This is a genomic window from Mycobacterium appelbergii, from assembly GCF_032883035.1.
GTDB lineage: Bacteria > Actinomycetota > Actinomycetes > Mycobacteriales > Mycobacteriaceae > Mycobacterium > Mycobacterium appelbergii.
The window spans coordinates 198,403-215,102 of the sequence record NZ_JAMQTH010000008.1; the positions used below are offsets into that span (position 1 = coordinate 198,403).

At 66.9% G+C, this 16,700-nt stretch carries 15 protein-coding genes; 9 read left to right on the plus strand and 6 right to left on the minus strand.

Translation table 11 applies throughout. From position 1 onward, the window contains the following. Positions 1 to 102: 102 nt before the first annotated feature. The 3 genes from M1247_RS19880 to M1247_RS19890 are packed head-to-tail and all read left to right on the plus strand — an operon-like array spanning position 103 to position 4,675. Complete coding sequence (locus M1247_RS19880) at positions 103 to 1,734, plus strand: fatty acid kinase ATP-binding subunit FakA (protein ID WP_317158100.1); 1,632 nt, start codon at positions 103 to 105, stop codon at positions 1,732 to 1,734. Beyond that, positions 1,734 to 3,974 carry an ATP-dependent DNA helicase RecG gene (gene recG, locus M1247_RS19885; protein ID WP_317158101.1) on the plus strand — a complete coding sequence of 747 codons (2,241 nt, stop codon included), beginning with the start codon at positions 1,734 to 1,736 and terminating at the stop codon, positions 3,972 to 3,974. Before M1247_RS19880 ends, recG begins: the two co-directional genes overlap by 1 nt. Further along, on the plus strand, positions 3,971 to 4,675 hold the full coding sequence (locus M1247_RS19890; protein WP_317158102.1) for an HNH endonuclease family protein: 705 nt from the start codon (positions 3,971 to 3,973) through the stop codon (positions 4,673 to 4,675). The genes recG and M1247_RS19890 overlap by 4 nt, the downstream gene beginning before the upstream one ends. Positions 4,676 to 4,730: 55 nt before the next feature. Here M1247_RS19890 and M1247_RS19895 read toward each other — a convergent pair whose 3' ends face one another. The 3 genes from M1247_RS19895 to M1247_RS19905 form a co-directional block, all read right to left on the minus strand. Next, a complete protein-coding gene (locus M1247_RS19895) occupies positions 4,731 to 5,594 on the minus strand; it encodes a hemerythrin domain-containing protein (RefSeq protein ID WP_317158103.1) in 864 nt (287 codons plus the stop codon). 192 nt (positions 5,595 to 5,786) lie between these two features. Then, positions 5,787 to 6,236 (minus strand): MarR family winged helix-turn-helix transcriptional regulator, encoded by a 450-nt coding sequence (locus M1247_RS19900; RefSeq protein WP_317158104.1) that lies wholly within the window; start codon positions 6,234 to 6,236, stop codon positions 5,787 to 5,789. 151 nt (positions 6,237 to 6,387) lie between these two features. Continuing rightward, on the minus strand, positions 6,388 to 6,894 hold the full coding sequence (locus tag M1247_RS19905) for a GNAT family N-acetyltransferase (protein WP_317158105.1): 507 nt from the start codon (positions 6,892 to 6,894) through the stop codon (positions 6,388 to 6,390). A 62-nt stretch (positions 6,895 to 6,956) separates the two neighbouring features. Between M1247_RS19905 and M1247_RS19910 the strand changes: the two genes are divergently transcribed. After that, complete coding sequence (locus tag M1247_RS19910; protein ID WP_317158106.1) at positions 6,957 to 7,535, plus strand: TetR/AcrR family transcriptional regulator; 579 nt, start codon at positions 6,957 to 6,959, stop codon at positions 7,533 to 7,535. Between the two features lie 17 nt (positions 7,536 to 7,552). On the opposite strand, the gene M1247_RS19915 is transcribed toward M1247_RS19910, so the two are convergent. Further along, a complete protein-coding gene (locus tag M1247_RS19915; protein ID WP_317158107.1) occupies positions 7,553 to 8,389 on the minus strand; it encodes an aldo/keto reductase in 837 nt (278 codons plus the stop codon). Between the two features lie 5 nt (positions 8,390 to 8,394). Continuing rightward, positions 8,395 to 9,237, minus strand: a complete 843-nt coding sequence (locus tag M1247_RS19920; RefSeq protein ID WP_317158108.1) for an aldo/keto reductase — start codon at positions 9,235 to 9,237, stop codon at positions 8,395 to 8,397. Here M1247_RS19920 and M1247_RS19925 point away from each other — a divergent pair. Genes M1247_RS19925 through rsmD form a run of 5 tightly spaced genes read left to right on the plus strand, consistent with a single transcriptional unit; the run spans position 9,236 to position 15,914 of the window. Continuing rightward, a complete protein-coding gene (locus M1247_RS19925; protein ID WP_410506906.1) occupies positions 9,236 to 10,372 on the plus strand; it encodes an alpha/beta hydrolase in 1,137 nt (378 codons plus the stop codon). The genes M1247_RS19920 and M1247_RS19925 overlap by 2 nt on opposite strands. Positions 10,373 to 10,404: 32 nt before the next feature. Next, positions 10,405 to 11,265: a DsbA family protein gene (locus M1247_RS19930; RefSeq protein WP_317158109.1), complete on the plus strand. Its 861-nt coding sequence runs from the start codon at positions 10,405 to 10,407 to the stop codon at positions 11,263 to 11,265. Beyond that, complete coding sequence (locus M1247_RS19935) at positions 11,262 to 11,888, plus strand: vitamin K epoxide reductase family protein (RefSeq protein WP_317158110.1); 627 nt, start codon at positions 11,262 to 11,264, stop codon at positions 11,886 to 11,888. The genes M1247_RS19930 and M1247_RS19935 overlap by 4 nt, the downstream gene beginning before the upstream one ends. A 34-nt stretch (positions 11,889 to 11,922) precedes the next feature. Continuing rightward, positions 11,923 to 15,351, plus strand: a complete 3,429-nt coding sequence (locus M1247_RS19940; RefSeq protein ID WP_317158111.1) for a pyruvate carboxylase — start codon at positions 11,923 to 11,925, stop codon at positions 15,349 to 15,351. Then, positions 15,348 to 15,914 carry a 16S rRNA (guanine(966)-N(2))-methyltransferase RsmD gene (rsmD, locus tag M1247_RS19945; protein WP_317158282.1) on the plus strand — a complete coding sequence of 189 codons (567 nt, stop codon included), beginning with the start codon at positions 15,348 to 15,350 and terminating at the stop codon, positions 15,912 to 15,914. The genes M1247_RS19940 and rsmD overlap by 4 nt, the downstream gene beginning before the upstream one ends. Here the strand turns inward: rsmD and M1247_RS19950 are convergent. Then, positions 15,901 to 16,629: an ArsR/SmtB family transcription factor gene (locus M1247_RS19950; protein WP_317158112.1), complete on the minus strand. Its 729-nt coding sequence runs from the start codon at positions 16,627 to 16,629 to the stop codon at positions 15,901 to 15,903. The two genes, rsmD and M1247_RS19950, sit on opposite strands and share 14 nt — an antisense overlap. Positions 16,630 to 16,700 lie beyond the last annotated feature (71 nt).

Consider the following 16,700-nt stretch of genomic DNA (forward strand, 5'->3'; position numbering starts at 1 on the left):
TGCACAGGCGGCGATGGTCTGATCGGGATCTGTCGTCGTCACTGGCTAGGCTGACGCCCACGGCAGCCACGCCGCGCAACCGGAGGATATGGGGAGGGTTCGATGTCGGCTCGGCGGCTTGATGCGTCCGCCCTGCGGGACTGGGCCCACGCTGCCGTGGACGACCTGATCGCCCACACCGACGAGATCAACCGGCTCAATGTGTTCCCGGTGGCCGACGCCGATACCGGAACAAACATGCTGTTCACCATGCGTGCGGCCTGGGCGCAGGCTGACAACGACGCCGCGGGTGCCGATGTCGCCCGGGTGGCAGGCGCGCTCGCGGCGGGCGCACTGCAGGGCGCTCGCGGCAATTCCGGCGTGATTCTGTCCCAGATCCTGACCGGACTGGCCGAGGTGATCGCCGCCGCCGCGGCCGAGCGCGACGGCGATCTCACCGACGTCGACGGCGTGTTGCTCGGCGCCGCGCTACGGCACGCCGTTGCCCTCGTCGTCACCTCGATGGGTGAACCGGTGCCGGGAACCATCGTGTCGGTGCTACAGGCCGCCGCGGGTGCCGCCGAACACAGTGCGGTCGGCGGGGCTGAGCTGCCCGAGGTGCTGGCGGTCACTGCCGAGGCCGCCGCAGTCGCGCTGGATCGGACCCCTCGGCAACTCGACGTGCTCGCCGAGGCCGGCGTCGTCGATTCCGGTGGCCGCGGCCTACTCGTGCTGCTCGACGCCCTGACCTCGACGCTCGGTGGACAGCCGCCCGCCCGCCAGGTCTACAAGCCGTCGCCGCCACAGGCGGTGTCCGCAGCCGAGCCCGTCGCGGCGCCGCCGCAATTCGAGGTCATGTACGTGTTGAGCGGCTGTGGGGCGGCAGGCGTCGAAGGTTTGCGGGCTGAGCTTGAGAACCTGGGGGAGTCGGTGGCGATCGCGACCGCAGGCGGCGGTCAGTACTCGGTCCATGTGCACGTCGACGATGCCGGCGCCGCGGTCGAGGCCGGACTGGCGGTGGGCTCTCTTCGCCGCATTCAGATCACCGCGCTGATCGGTGCTGCCGGAGCCCGGCCGGTCGGCGGCTGGGCCCGCAAGCGTGCGGTGCTGGCCGTCGTCGACGGTGACGGAGGCGCCGCACTGTTCGCAGGTGAGGGCGCCTGTGTACTACGTCCCGAGGCCGACGAGCCGGTTACCGCCAAGCAACTGCTGCGGGCCCTGGTCGACGCGGGCGCCGCGCAGGTCATGGTGTTGCCGAACGGGTACGTGGCCGCCGAGGAACTCGTCGCCGGCTGCACGGCCGCGGTCGGCTGGGGCATCGACGTGGTTCCGGTGCCCGCGGGTTCGATGGTGCAGGGTCTGGCCGCGCTCGCCGTGCACGACGCGGCCAGGCACGCCGTCGACGACGGGTACACGATGGCCCGTGCGGCAGCGGGTGCGCGTCATGGCACGGTCCGGGTGGCCACCGAAGAGGCGCTGACCTGGGCAGGCAGCTGCCGGCCCGGTGACGGCCTCGGTATCGCTGGAGATGAGGTGCTGATCGTGGGGCCCGACATCACCGCTGCGGCCGCCGGACTGATCGACCTGTTTCTGGTGGCCGGCGGTGAGTTGATCACGGTCTTGACCGGTGACGGGGTGGACCCGGCCGTCGGCGCGGCGTTGCAGGAACATGTTCATCGCGAGCACCTCGGCGCCGAGTTGGTGACTTACCACACCGGCCACCGCGGCGACGCACTGTTGATCGGGGTGGAGTAGTGGCCACGCTCACCGACCGTCTGGACTTCGTCATCGGGGCGAAGGCGGCCCGCCCGCTCGAAGAACACTTCGGCATCCGTACGGTCAACGACCTGCTTCGGCACTTCCCGCGCAAGTACAGCGACGGTATGACGGTGCGCGGCGAGGGTGAGGCCCTCGACCTCGAAGAGGGTGAACACGTCACCTTCATCGACGTCGTCACCGAGACCAAGCACGGCGACATGAAGCCGGTGTTCGACAAGAAGACCAACAGGACGAAATCCCGCAAGTATCTGCGGGTCACGCTGGGCAAGCATCGACCGGCGGTGACCGCGACGTTCTTCAACGCAGGCTGGATGAAGGACAAGGTGGAGGTGGACACCCGCCTCATGCTCTCCGGTGAGGTCAAGTACTTCCGGAACACCCTGCAGCTCAACCATCCTGCGTTCCTGGTCCTGAATCCACCGCCCGGCAAGCAGATCGGGACAAAGTCGCTCAAGACCATTGCGACCACGTCGGGCGCCACCGGTGAGGACATGCTGGCCGAGTTCGAGCGAGAGTTCTTCCCGATCTATCCGGCCAGCGCGAAGGTGCAGAGCTGGGACATCTATGCCTGTGTGCGCCAGGTACTCGACGTGCTCGATCCCGTCCCGGACCCACTGCCGGAATCGTTTGTCCGCCAACGCAATCTGATGTCCGAGGATGAGGCGCTGCGGGCCATCCACCTGGCAGAGAATTCGGTGCAGCGGGAGCGGGCCACCGAGCGGCTGACCTACGACGAGGCCCTCGGCCTGCAGTGGGGACTGGTGGCACGACGGTACGGCGAGCTCAGCGAATCCGGGCCGTCCGCGCCGCGCACCGACGGCGGGCTTGCCGCAGCCATGGAAGACCGGCTGCCGTTCGAGTTGACGGCCGGTCAGCGTGAGGTGCTCGAGGTGATCTCCGGCGAGCTGTGCTCGACGCGGCCGATGAACCGCATGTTGCAGGGCGAGGTGGGTTCCGGCAAGACCATTGTGTCGGTGTTGGCGATGCTGCAGATGGTCGATGCGGGTTATCAGTGCGCATTGCTGGCGCCGACGGAAGTACTTGCCGCGCAGCACGCGCGTTCCGTGCGCGACACTCTGGGACCGTTGGCGATGGCCGGCCAGCTGGGTGGCGCCGACCATGGCACACGGGTGGCGCTGTTGACCGGATCCATGTCACCGCAGCAGAAACGAGAGGCCCGTGCCGAGATCGCCTGCGGTGAGGCCGGCATCGTGATCGGTACCCATGCCCTGCTGCAGGAGACCGTCGAGTTCCACAACCTCGGCATGGTGGTGGTCGACGAGCAGCACCGCTTCGGCGTAGAGCAGCGAGACACCTTGCGGGCCAAGGCACGTGAGGGCCTGACGCCACATCTGTTGGTGATGACGGCGACGCCGATACCGCGCACCGTTGCGCTGACCGTTTACGGAGACCTGGAGACTTCGACGCTGCGCGAGCTGCCTCGCGGACGTCAGCCCATCGCGAGCAACACGATCTTCATCTCGCAGAAGCCCGCCTGGCTCAATCGGGCCTGGGAACGGATCCGGGAGGAGGTGGCCGCGGGCCGCCAGGCGTATGTGGTGGCTTCGCGGATCGATGAATCCGACACCAAGGGCGGCAATGAAGGCGGTCCGCCGCCCGTCACGGTTCTTGAGCTGCTCGACCGATTGCGCGGCGGGCCCTTGGCCGGCCTGCGCCTGGGACTGATGCACGGGCGCCTGTCGGGCGAGGAGAAGGACGCCGCGATGTCCGCGTTCCGGGCCGGTGAAATCGATGTCCTGGTATGCACCACAGTCATCGAGGTGGGCGTCGACGTGCCCAACGCCACGGTGATGGTGGTGATGGACGCAGACCGGTTCGGCGTCAGCCAGCTCCATCAGCTGCGTGGCCGGATCGGTCGTGGGCAGCATCCGAGCCTGTGTCTGCTGGCCACCCGGCTGCCGGAGACCTCCAAAGCCGGTGAACGGATCAAGGCCGTTGCGGCCACCCTCGACGGCTTCGCCCTCGCCGACCTCGACCTGGACGAGCGTCGCGAGGGAGATGTACTGGGGCTCAACCAGTCCGGTCGCACCATCAACCTGCGTTTCCTGTCACTGCGGGAACACCTGGAGGTGATCACCGACGCGCGGCAGTACAGCGAAGAAACCTACCAACGAAACCCGAACGATCCCGGGATGGACCTGCTGGCAGCGCAATTCGTGGAGACCGACCGCGTCGAGTACCTGGAAAAGTCGTGAGCCGCCGTCGGGTGTGGTGGCTGGTGATGGCCGTCGCGCTGGCGGTCGTGGTCGCCGTGCAGGTCACCGCGGGCGCGCGGTCCGAACGATTCGTCGCCCGGGCCGACACGCCCACTCTGGCGCCGGGTGTTGACCTGCTGGCCGGGGTGATGGAGATACCGGCTCGGGTGCACGGTCACGACTACCGGCGGGTCGCGTTCGGCGAGGCGTGGGACGACGACAACGGTGCTCCCGGCGGGCACAACGGTTGCGATACCCGTAACGACATTCTCGAGCGCGACCTCGTCGACAAGACGTACGTGTCGATCAAGCGGTGTCCCACCGCAGTTGCCACCGGCACGTTGCACGATCCCTACACCGATGCCGTCGTGGCATTCGTCCGCGGCAACAAGGTGGGCGCCTCGGTGCAGATCGATCACATCGTGCCGTTGGCGTACGCCTGGGATCAGGGTGCGCGGGGTTGGCCGGACGATCTGCGGCTGCGGTTCGCCAACGATCCGGCCAATCTGCTCGCGGTCGCGGGCGGCGCCAACCAGGACAAGAGCGACAGTGAACCGGTCGACTGGATGCCACCCAACCGGGCGTTCTGGTGTCAGTACGCCGTGCAGTTCGTCGCCGTGCTGCGTGGGTACGGCCTTGCGATTGACGCGCCGTCGGCGGTGGTGCTGCGCGAGGCGGCGGCCACCTGCCCGACGGGCTGAGGGGAGTGCGCGCAGGCCGATCCTCACCGGCTGGTGCGCCGGGGCCTTGGTTCCTTCATGGGTGCAACTGACAGCGCAGGCGGGCGGTCTCGTTGCGGTGTTGGCGTTCTCCGATAAGACGGTAGGCCAGTTGGACGGGTCTGGGTATGGCGGCGAGGAATTCGCTTTTCTCCTGCGCAGTGGCACCTTCGAGGAGATAGCCCAGCGTGATGAGGCGGCGGGTCAGGGGTATCGATGTGAGCCCCCGTTGGCCGACCTCCCGGTATTCGGCGGCGGTGATCACGCGTTCGACGATCGGCAGGACCGCGGCTTCCTCCTCGTCGAAGTGCTCGTCGAGTCCTCTCGAGAGCTGTTCCAGGAGTGCGGTGAGTGCCCTGCCGGTGGTCGCGGTGGGGGCCTCCTGCCACGCCGCGAACGCTGTCGCGGTGTGCTCGAGCAGTACCGCGAGGCCCTGATGCTGACTGTCCATGCGGGCGAGCAGCTCGCTGTTGAACTGGGTCCGCTCCGACAGTCTCGGCCAGAGCAGTTCGTCCTCACCCACGTGGTGGTGATGCAGCATGTCGAGTACTTCGCGGGCATGCCGAGCCACGGTGCGGGCCTGGGTGACGTCGCCGCGATCTACTGCGGCGACGAGTCGAGGAAGCAGGGCGCATTCCCGACGGAACATGCGATGCACTATCACCATACCGCTTGTGTCGCAGAGCGTTTGCGCGGCCTCAGGGGCGGTCATCGCGGCCCAGGCTGCCGCGTCGATGTGCCGCTCGGTGCCCCGATCGCGGATCTCGGCGAGGATGCGTTCACGGGACAGTTCGGTGTTTTCGTATGCGCGGGCGTGGGCCTGCACGTTGTTCACCAGTTCCTCTTCGGTCTCCCCGGTGATGACAGCGCCGGATGGACCACAGGTCAGGCTGATACTCATGGCGATGCTCCTTCTGGTGGGTGGTGTGCGATGCCGGACCCGCGACGGCCGCTGTGCACGCCCGCGTCGGGGGCGGCGCGACAGGCCCACTGACGAAACTAGTCAATAATCCTGACTAATGTCAAGAAGGGGGCGAACCCCGCCGGCGCGGACCGATTCGAGTGGCTCGCAGGGCTAGTGGATGCGGCCTGGCTACGGCTTTTGTGCGTACGGGTCGGTGATCTCGCGGAGTTGATCCAGGATCTCGTGCAACAACGTAAAGTTGCGGGTGCCCAGGTAGGCCGTCCACTCTGACATGATCTCGCCGGATGTCGCTGCGGCTACCTTGGCTGCCTGACGGCCGCGTTCCTCCATCGTGATCAACCGGGCGCGGCCATCGCTCGGGTCGGGGACCCGGCGGACATAACCCAGGCGTTCCAGCTGATCGACGAGCACCCCAGCGCTCTGTTTGCTCACCTGCGCCTGATCGGCGAGATCGGTGAGGCGTGAACCGGCAGGGGCGATGCGTTGAAACACCCGGACCTGAGCCAGCGTCCAGTCATCGAACCCGGCTTTCTGGACCGCCCGGAAAATCCGGTCCTCCATGTACCGGTACGGGATGAACAATGCCACCCCTAGGTCCACCCGTTGTGCCTCGTCCATACCGCTCCGGCTCCATCGCCATTCTGTGATTACGGTAGTCAGAATATATGACTAACACGCCTATCTCGAAGTTCATGTATCGAGGCAGGGCCGAAGGCTCCGCGGCAACGGGGGACGGGCCGGCCACGAGAAGCATTGCGGTCCAACGAACCTAGAGATCGAGTATCCAGTTCTGGCCGTTGAGATCCCGGCCGAAACTGTGATGCCGGTCTTCGTCGACAAGTCGAAATCCGAACCCCTGGTAGATCTTTCTGGCGGCCACCAGCACGTCGTTGGTCCACAGGGTGATCCGGCGATAGCCGGCGTCGCGGGCGAACTGAATGCACTGCTCTACCAGGCGCGTACCCAGCCCGAGACCGCGGGCGCGCGGCGTGACGAGCAGGATCCGCAACTGCGCGACGCCCGGTTCGCCACCGGCCACGCAGAAGATGCACCCCGCGCGTTCACCGTCGACTTCGGCGATCCATCCCGTCTCCCGGTCCGGATCGTGGTCGGCAGCGTAGTCGGCCACGATCCGGGCGACCAGGGCCTCGAAATCGGTGTTCCAGCCGAACTGCTCGTCATAGATCTCGCCGTGGGCCATCACCACCCAGCCGAGATCGCCGGGACGATCGGCTCGGCGCACAACAATCCGCGATTGCTCTACCTGCAGCGACACGCCGTACCTCCGTCCCGCGCGCTGGACTGACACACTTGTTTCAGTAGCGGTAGGCTACCAACGTGTCCGCGCAGACGACAACCCCTTCGGCCCGGCAGATCGAACTCCTGGAACGCGCCTACCGGTACGCGCTCACGCATGGTCTGGGCGACCTGTCGTTGCGCCCCTTGGCCGCGGCCATCGGGTCGAGCCCGAGGGTGTTGCTGTTCCTGTTCGGAAGCAAGGACGGGTTGGTGCGAGCGCTGCTGGCGCGGGCGCGCGCCGAGGAACTGGAGCTGCTTGGCCGCTTTAGACACCCCGCAGGCGCCGGGCTGGCCGCCGCTGTCGAGGAAGTCTGGAATTGGCTTGCCGCGGAGGAACATCGACCGCTGCTCACGCTGTGGTCGGAGGCCTATGTCCGCTCACTCGTCGAGTCCGAAGGTCCGTGGACGGGTTTCGCCCAGGCGACCGTCGAGGACTGGCTCGCTCTGCTGGAGGATCAGCAACCCGCGCACGAGAAGGACAGCGCCGAGGGCGTCGCAGATCGCACACTGGCACTGGCGGTGCTCCGCGGTGCTCTGCTCGACCTGTTGGCCACTGGCGACCGAGAGCGCGTCGACAACGCAGTTCGCCGGCATTGTTCAGATAAGCGCAGGCACTAGCGCGTGCGCGCCGGGTCTCAGGAACCTGTGTAGGTCTCTGGGTCGGGCCGGAACCTGGTTCCGTTGTCGAGGCCGCTCAGGGTGGTCATCTGGTCCTCGGTCAGTTCGAAACCGAATACGTCGAGGTTGGCGGCGATGCGCTCCGGGTTGCCCGACCGTGGGATCACGATGTTGCCCAGCTGAATGCTCCACCTGATCAGCACTTGGGCCGGGGTCTTGCCGTGTGCTTCGGCGACCGCGCCGATCACGGGATTATCCAGCAGGTTGCCGACGCCGAGCGGGCTGTAGGCCTGGGTGGCGATGTTGTTCTCGGCGTTGGCGGCGCGCAATGCGGCCTGGTTGAGCAGCGGATGCAGCTCGATCTGATTGATGGCGGGGGTGACGAAGGTCAGGCTGATGACGTTCGACAGATCGTCGGCGCTGAAATTGGCCACACCGATCGAGCGGGAGAGGCCGTCCTCCTTGAGCTTGCTCAGCCCCGCGAAGCTGTCGACGTACTTGCCGGTGTCACCGCCCGGCCAGTGGATCAGGTAGAGATCGAGGTAGTCGAGCCCGAGACGTTCCAGGCTCGCACGGGCCGCCTCCTGCGAGGATTTGAACCCTTGATCACCGGTGGCGAGCTTGGTGGTGACGAAGACCTCTTCGCGGGGGATACCCGAGGCCGCGACCGCGCGGCCGACCCCCGCCTCGTTGCCGTAGGCGGCGGCGGTGTCGATCAGCCGGTAGCCGGCTTCCAAAGCCACTGAAACCGCGCGTTCAGCGTCGGAGTCCGACAGTTCTCCGACTCCGAGACCGACGACCGGAATCGTGTGGTCGTCGTTGAGTGTGACGGTGGGAATCGCCGCCGACGTCATGGCACCTACCCTGTGAAATTGAAGGTTCGGGGATCGGGACCCAAGCGTGTGCCCTGCTCGAGCGACGCGATGGACGTCAAGTCCTGCTCGCTGAGCTCGAAATCGAACACGTCGAAATTGCTCACAATCCGTTGAGGGTTCACCGACTTGGGAATGACGATATTACCCAGCTGCATATGCCACCTAATCAGTACCTGCGCGGGCGTTTTGCCGAGGTTGCCCGCGATCTCGGTGATCACCGGGTCGGCCAACAGCGATCCCTGCCCCAGCGGGCTCCATGCCTCGGTGGCGATCCCCAGCTGTGCGTGTACTTCGCGGAGTTCGTGCTGCGGCAGCAGCGGATGCAGTTCGATCTGGTTCACCGCGGGAACGATGCCGGTGGAGTCGATCAGAATCTTCAGATGTTCAGGCTCGAAATTGCTGACGCCGATGGACCGGATACGGCCCTGATCGCGCAGATGCGCGAACGCCTTGAACGTGTCGACATAGGCATTGTTGGCCGGGACCGGCCAGTGGATCAGGTAAAGGTCGAGGTAGTCGACCCCAAGGCGGCCGATACTCGCGTCGAACGCCGCCAGCGCGGCGTCGTATCCCTGGTCGCTGTTCCACAATTTGGTCACCAGGAAGACGTCCTCGCGGGCCAGACCAGAGTCCGCCAGCGCACGCCCGGTCTCGACCTCATTGCCGTATGCGGCGGCGGTGTCGATGTGCCGATAACCGACCTGCAGGGCGGCGGCGACGGCGCGTGTGGTGTCCTCTGGAGGCGTCTGCCAGACGCCCAACCCGACCTGAGGTATCGCATGGCCGTCGTTGAGCGTGACGCGCGGATCAACTGAGGGAGCTGTCATGACTGAAAGTCTGCCAGGCCACCGCGCCGAATGCGGAACTGCCGCGGGTCGCCGGGAAACGGCTAAAGACCTGCTGTTGAACCGAGCCACCGGGCTCACACTGAGCGCGATATCCCGCATGCCGGATTCGCGTAAACGCCTGCTGTTGGGTGGGCGGTCGGTGACGGTGGACGGCAATACGCTGGACACCACACTGCAGTTGATGCTCGCGGCGCAGCGCGCGGCTCGAATGGGCGGCCTGGTGGCCGACTTCAGCCCCGTCGGCGGTGTCGCCGTCTCCCGTGCGGATCTGCGGACGAAGGCGGCGATGATGCGTGCACAGATCGATGTGGATGTCAGCAACGTGTCGATACCGGGACCGGCGGGGGCAATGGCGGCCCGGCGCTATGTGCCTGACGAGACCGGCCCCGGGCCGTCCGCAATCCCTGCGTTACTACTGTTCTTCCACGGGGGCGGGTTCGTGCTCGGCGACCTCGACACGCACGACGCGCTGTGTCGATTGATCTGCCGTGACGGCGGAATGCAGGTGTTGTCGGTGGATTACCGGCTGGCACCCGAACACAAGGCCCCGGCTGCGGCCGACGACGCGTATGCCGCCTACCAGTGGGCTCTCGATCACGCCGCGGGTCTCGGCGCGACCCGCATCGTCGTCGGTGGGGACAGTGCGGGCGCCAACCTGGCCGCGGTGGTGGCACAACAGGCGCGCAACGACGACCTGCCACCGCCTGCACTGCAGCTCCTGCTGTATCCGGTCACCGACAGTGTCGGGCAGACCCGGTCGCGGACGCTGTTCGCCGACGGCTACTTCCTGAGCAAACGCGACATCGATTGGTGCATGGCGCACTATCTCGATGACGCCGACGTCGAACCCGACGACCCGATGGTCTCGCCCCTGCTCGCCGAGGATCTTTCCGGGTTGCCGCCGGCCCTGGTGGTCACCGCCGGGTTCGATTCGCTGCGCGACGAAGGGAACCGGTACGCCCACGCCATGCAGGAGGCCGGGGTGTTGGTGGACCTGCGCGAGGAGCGGTCGCTGATCCATGGGTTCGCCAGTTTCTTCTCGCTGGGTGGCGGTAGTGCCAGGGCGGTCAGCGCGACGATCTCGGCGATGCGCGCCCATCTCAGCCACTCCTGAAGGCAGCACGAAGCCGCCGGTACGCTTGTCCCGTGGCCAAACCCAAGAAGACCGCCAAATACGACCTGAAGGCAGCCGATCGCAGACGGAATCTGACGATCCAGATCGGGCTGACGGCCGTGGTGGTCGTGTTCGCCGCCGCCTTGGTGTTCTACATCGTGATGACCGGCAGCAAGAAGCCCGACGGTGGCGAAGGCAAGGCTGTGCGGGTCGCTTCCAGCAACGTCGTCACCAATGAAGGCACCGCGGATCCCAAGGTGGTGCTCGGCCTCTACGAAGACTTCCTGTGCCCGGCGTGCGGCCAGTTCGAACGGCAGTTCGGCCCCACCATCTCCAAGCTCATCGATGCCGGCGCGATCGCTGCGGACTACCACATGGTTGCCATCCTCGACAAGCAGGGCGGCGGCTACTCCTCGCGCGCGGGCAACGCGGCGTACTGCGTGGCCGACGAATCCAACGAGGCGTTCCGGCGCTTCCACACCGCGCTCTTCAGCCCCGAGCTGCAGCCCGCCGAGGGCGGGAGCATCTACCCGGACAATGCCCGGCTCATCGAGCTGGCCCGGCAGGCTGGTGCCGCCGGTGGAGTCCCCGATTGCATCAACAACAACCGTTACGTCGAGATGGTTCAGGGCATGGCCGCCGCGACCGGCATCAACTCGACGCCAACCATCCGTATCAACGGTGAGGACTACAACCCGACCACACCGGACGCCCTGGTCGACAAGGTCAAGGAGATCGTCGGCGACATGCCGGACCTGAACGCGGTCGCCCCTGCCGCACCGGCGGCGCCCCGCGCTCCGGGCGCTCCCGGCGCGCCCGCGGTGGCTCCTCTTGCGCCGCCCGCCGCACCGGCTCCGGCGGCGCCGGCCGCACCGGCTCCGACTGCGCCATGACCGTGAGCGCGGCGGCCGAGGCCGAGGGGAGGCCGGCCGAACAGTCGGATCGCCCGGCCGTCGGCAGGCTGAGCGCCGTGTGGGTGTTGATCGCCGGACTGGTCGGATTGACGGCGGCGTTGACGCTGACCTACGAGAAGATCGAACTGCTGATCAACCCCGACTATGTGCCGTCGTGCAGCATCAACCCGGTGCTGTCCTGCGGGTCGGTGATGTCCACGCCGCAGGCCTCGCTGTTCGGCTTCCCCAACCCGCTCATCGGCATCGTGGCCTTCACGGTCGTCGTGGTGACCGGGGTGCTGGCGCTCGCGGGGGTGTCGCTGCCGCGGTGGTACTGGATCCTGCTGGCGGCAGGCACGCTGCTGGGCGCGGTGTTCGTGCACTGGTTGATCTTCCAGAGCCTGTACCGCATCGGCGCCCTGTGCCCATACTGCATGGGTGTCTGGGCGGTCACGATCCCGCTGCTCGTGGTGGTGAGCGCGGTCGCGCTGCGCCCGCTGCATGCCAACCCCGTAGCCCGCGCCGTGTACCAATGGCGCTGGTCGCTTGTGACATTGTGGTTCACGGCGTTGGTGCTACTGATCCTGGTCCGATTCTGGGACTACTGGTCGACGCTGGTGTAACAATCCGGAAACAACCTGACCGTTAGGGTTACGCGTGATCTCCAAAGTCCTGGTGGCCAACCGTGGCGAAATCGCTATCCGTGCGTTTCGTGCCGCATATGAGATGGGGATCGCGACTGTCGCGGTCTATCCGTATGAAGACCGAAACTCACTGCACCGGCTCAAAGCCGACGAGTCGTATCAGATCGGTGATGTCGGCCATCCCGTGCGCGCATATCTGTCCGTCGACGAGATCATACGCGTGGCCCGCCACGCCGGTGCGGACGCCGTGTACCCCGGATACGGGTTCTTGTCGGAGAACCCCGAATTGGCGGCGGCGTGCGCTGAGGCAGGTATCACGTTCGTCGGTCCGTCGGCGGATGTGCTCGAGCTGACCGGCAACAAGTCGCGGGCGATCGCAGCCGCCCGTGGCGCGGGCCTTCCGGTGCTGGATTCCTCGGAGCCGTCCTCGTCGGTCGAGGAACTGGTGGCGACCGCGGCCGGCATGCAGTTCCCGTTGTTCGTCAAGGCGGTTTCCGGCGGCGGTGGGCGCGGCATGCGCCGGGTCACCGATCCCGACGCGCTCCCCGAGGCCATCGAAGCGGCTTCACGGGAGGCGGAATCGGCGTTCGGGGACGCTGCGGTGTACCTGGAGCAGGCGGTGATCAACCCGCGTCACATCGAGGTGCAGATCCTGGCTGACGGGCAGGGCAATGTGATGCATCTGTTCGAACGCGATTGCAGCGTGCAGCGGCGTCACCAGAAGGTCATCGAGTTGGCGCCGGCGCCGAACCTGGATCCGCAACTGCGGGAACGCATCTGCTCGGATGCGGTAGCGTTCGCTCGTCAGATCGGCTACTCGTGTGCGGGCACGGTGGAGTTCCTGCTCGACGAGCGTGGTCACCACGTGTTCATCGAGTGCAATCCGCGCATCCAGGTGGAGCACACGGTGACCGAAGAGATCACCGATGTGGACCTGGTCGCCAGCCAGTTGCGCATCGCGGCGGGGGAGACGCTCTCGGATCTCGGCTTGAGTCAGGACACCTTGGTGTTGCGCGGTGCTGCCATGCAGTGCCGCATCACCACCGAGGACCCGGCCAACGGCTTCCGCCCGGACACCGGGCGGATCACTGCATACCGGTCACCGGGTGGTGCGGGTATCCGGCTGGACGGCGGCTCGAACCTGGGCGCGGAGATCTCCGCCCACTTCGATTCGATGCTGGTGAAGCTGACCTGTCGGGGGCGTGATTTCTCCGCGGCGGTGACGCGGGCCCGTCGTGCGCTGGCGGAGTTCCGGATCCGTGGCGTGTCGACGAATATCCCGTTCCTGCAGGCGGTCATCGAAGATCCGGACTTCCGGGCCGGTCGGGTCAACACCTCGTTTATCGACGACCGCCCGCACCTGCTCACGGCGCGCTCCCCAGCGGACCGTGGCACCAAGATCCTGAACTACCTCGCGGACGTGACGGTCAACAAGCCGCACGGTGAACGGCCGTCGACGGTGTATCCGCAGGACAAGTTGCCGCAGCTGGACATGTCGGTGCCGCCTGCGGCGGGGTCCAAGCAGCGCTTGGTGGAGCTGGGACCGGAGGGATTCGCGCGGTGGATGCGCGATTCCAAGGCCGTCGGGGTGACCGATACGACGTTCCGCGATGCCCATCAGTCGTTGTTGGCGACGCGGTTGCGGTCCACCGGACTGATGAAGGTGGCGCCGCATGTCGCCCGGATGATGCCGGAGTTGCTCTCGATCGAGTGCTGGGGCGGCGCGACTTACGATGTGGCGCTGCGATTCTTGAAGGAAGATCCGTGGGAGCGGCTGGCCGCGCTGCGCGAGGCGGTGCCCAACATCTGCCTGCAGATGCTGCTGCGCGGTCGGAATACGGTGGGCTACACCCCGTATCCGGAGATCGTCACCTCGGCGTTCGTCGAGGAGGCCGCGGCGACGGGCATCGACATCTTCCGAATTTTCGATGCGCTCAACAATGTGGAGTCGATGCGCCCGGCGGTCGATGCGGTGCGCGAAACCGGTTCTGCGATCGCTGAAGTCGCGATGTCCTATACCGGTGACCTGAGTGATCCGGGCGAGAACCTCTACACATTGGATTACTACCTGAAGCTGGCCGACCAGATCGTGGACGCGGGTGCGCACGTCCTGGCGATCAAGGACATGGCGGGCCTGTTGCGGCCCGCCTCGGCGCACACCCTGGTGAGTGCGTTGCGGTCCCGGTTCGACCTGCCGGTGCATGTGCACACCCATGACACCCCGGGTGGACAGTTGGCGACCTACCTGGCGGCGTGGACGGCCGGCGCCAGCGCGGTCGACGGGGCGGCGGCACCGTTGGCGGGCACGACGAGTCAGCCGGCGTTGTCCTCGATTGTGGCTGCGGCCGCCCACACCGAGCATGACACCGGATTGTCGTTGCGCGCGGTCTGTGACCTGGAGCCGTATTGGGAGGCGCTGAGGAAGGTGTACGCGCCCTTCGATGTTGCGGCGTCGGGTCCTCCTACCCCGACGGGACGGGTGTACACCCACGAGATCCCGGGCGGTCAGTTGTCGAACCTGCGGCAGCAGGCCATCGCGCTGGGCCTGGGTGACCGGTTCGAAGAGATCGAGGCCAGCTATGCCGCAGCGGATCGGGTGCTGGGCCGGTTGGTGAAGGTGACCCCGTCGAGCAAGGTGGTCGGGGATCTGGCGTTGGCGCTGGTGGGTGCGGGCGTCAGTGCTGATGAGTTCGCCCAGGATCCGGCGCGGTTCGATATCCCCGACAGCGTGATCGGGTTTCTGCGCGGCGAGTTGGGGGATCCTCCCGGTGGCTGGCCAGAGCCGTTGCGCACCAAGGCTCTCGCCGGGCGCGCGCCGGCCAAGCCCACCGAAGAGCTCTCGGCTGCCGACGAGGCGGTGTTGGCGGCTCCCGGTGTCAAGCGGCAGGCGGCGCTGAACCGGCTGTTGTTCCCCGGACCGACGAGAGAGTTCGAAGATCATCGCGAAACCTACGGTGACACTTCGGGTTTGAGTGCCAACCAGTTCTTCTACGGGCTGCGTCACGGCGACGAGCACCGCGTGCAGTTGGAACGCGGTGTGGAGTTGTTGATCGGGCTGGAAGCGATTTCGGATCCCGACGAGCGCGGGATGCGCACGGTGATGTGCATCATCAACGGGCAGTTGCGCCCGGTGCTGGTGCGTGATCGCAGCGTGGCCAGTGAGGTACCGGCCGCGGAGAAGGCCGACCGCAACAACCCCGACCACGTCGCGGCCCCGTTCGCCGGGGTGGTCACGGTGGGCGTGGCTGCCGGGGATGCGGTCGAGGCCGGTGCGACGATCGCCACCATCGAGGCGATGAAGATGGAGGCTGCGATCACGGCACCCAAGGCAGGCACCGTGGACCGCGTGGCGGTCGCGCCCACCGCGCAGGTCGAAGGTGGCGACCTCCTGGTGGTGGTCGGCTCGGCGGGCAGGAGCGAAGCGACCGGGGGATCAGCCTGACCCGGATCATCGCCGGGACGCTGGGCGGTCGACGGATCACGGTGCCCCGTAGCGGCACCCGGCCTACCTCGGACCGGGTGCGCGAGGCCATCTTCAACGCGCTCGACGCCCGGTTGGACTTCGACGGCCTGGCCGTGCTGGATCTGTACGCCGGCTCGGGTGCCCTTGGGCTGGAGGCCCTTTCGCGAGGTGCGGCATCGGCGGTACTGGTCGAGTCCGATCCGCGTGCGGCCGCCGTGATCACCGCGAACATCGCCGCGCTGGAGGTCGGGAACGCTGCCACGGTGCGCCGCGGCAGTGTCGAATCGGTCCTGGAGGCGGGCTCCGACTCACCCGTGGATCTGGTGCTCGCTGATCCGCCGTACGACGTGTCCGCAGCCGATGTCGACGCGGTGCTGAACACGCTGGTCGACGGCGGATGGGTCGGGGCGGGAACGGTGGTCCTGGTCGAACGCCGGGCCTCCAGCGCGCCGGTGACCTGGCCGGCGGGCTGGTCGGCACTGCGCGCGCGCCGGTACGGCGACACCAGGGTGGAGCTCGCCGAAGTATCTACCGCGAGTTGATGCTTCGTTCCGATCCGGCCAACCACGCGTCGAGCCGCTGGGTGTAGTCGGGGGCCACGCGCAGGCCACGGCCCGCGGTCGGCGCCAGCCAGCCGAGTTGAATAAGCCGGCTCGTGAGGGCCGCGGGGAGCGCACCGGCCAGATGTGGCTGACGCTGCGTCCAGTCCACACAAACCCGGGCGAGCACCCGCCGGGTCTTGTCCAGCGATGTCGGATCAATTCCCAACTCGCTCAGGCGTTGTCGCCCGACCGGAGTAAGGAGATGGTCTCGAGCCCCTACCGTGCGCAGGGCTCCTGCGGCCAGCAGGCGCTCACGTAGTTCCACACCCCGTCGGCCGGCGAGATGGTCGTAACAGGTTCTCGCCTCGGCGAGGGCCTTGGCTGCACGGTCGGTCCGCAGGGAACGAACCGGTTTGGCCGGAGCCAGCTGCGCCAGGGCTTCGATCACGGCCGCCACCTGCGGCCCCGCCAGTTGGTGGTATCGATGCCTGCCCTGCACATGCACGATCACCAGGCCGCCCTCGACAAGTCGGCGCAGATGAGCGGTGGCAGTGGCGGGATGTACACCGGCCCGACGCGCCAACTCACCCGCCGGGAGCAGGCGCTGCTCGGTCAGCGCGGCGAGGATGGCGACTCGCGTCGGGTCGCCGATCAGTGACGCAATGGGGGCCAGATCGCGGTCGAGCGCCCGCGGCTCGTCTCGTTCCTTTGGCACGCCCAACCGTGCCACAACCACGATTTGGTCCGCACCAAAACGTTGTCCGCCTACCGTTGGAAGCACCGACA

What these genes read in the sequence shown, in the direction of transcription:
- M1247_RS19915 (WP_317158107.1), bottom strand. Translation starts at nt 8,389, where the DNA reads ATGACGTCGGCGGCGATTCCCACCGTCACACTCAACGACGACCACACG.
- M1247_RS19935 (WP_317158110.1), top strand. Translation starts at nt 11,262, where the DNA reads ATGACCGTGAGCGCGGCGGCCGAGGCCGAGGGGAGGCCGGCCGAACAG.
- M1247_RS19925 (WP_410506906.1), top strand. Translation starts at nt 9,236, where the DNA reads ATGACTGAAAGTCTGCCAGGCCACCGCGCCGAATGCGGAACTGCCGCG.
- M1247_RS19920 (WP_317158108.1), bottom strand. Translation starts at nt 9,237, where the DNA reads ATGACAGCTCCCTCAGTTGATCCGCGCGTCACGCTCAACGACGGCCAT.
- M1247_RS19900 (WP_317158104.1), bottom strand. Translation starts at nt 6,236, where the DNA reads ATGGACGAGGCACAACGGGTGGACCTAGGGGTGGCATTGTTCATCCCG.
- M1247_RS19895 (WP_317158103.1), bottom strand. Translation starts at nt 5,594, where the DNA reads ATGAGTATCAGCCTGACCTGTGGTCCATCCGGCGCTGTCATCACCGGG.
- M1247_RS19880 (WP_317158100.1), top strand. Translation starts at nt 103, where the DNA reads ATGTCGGCTCGGCGGCTTGATGCGTCCGCCCTGCGGGACTGGGCCCAC.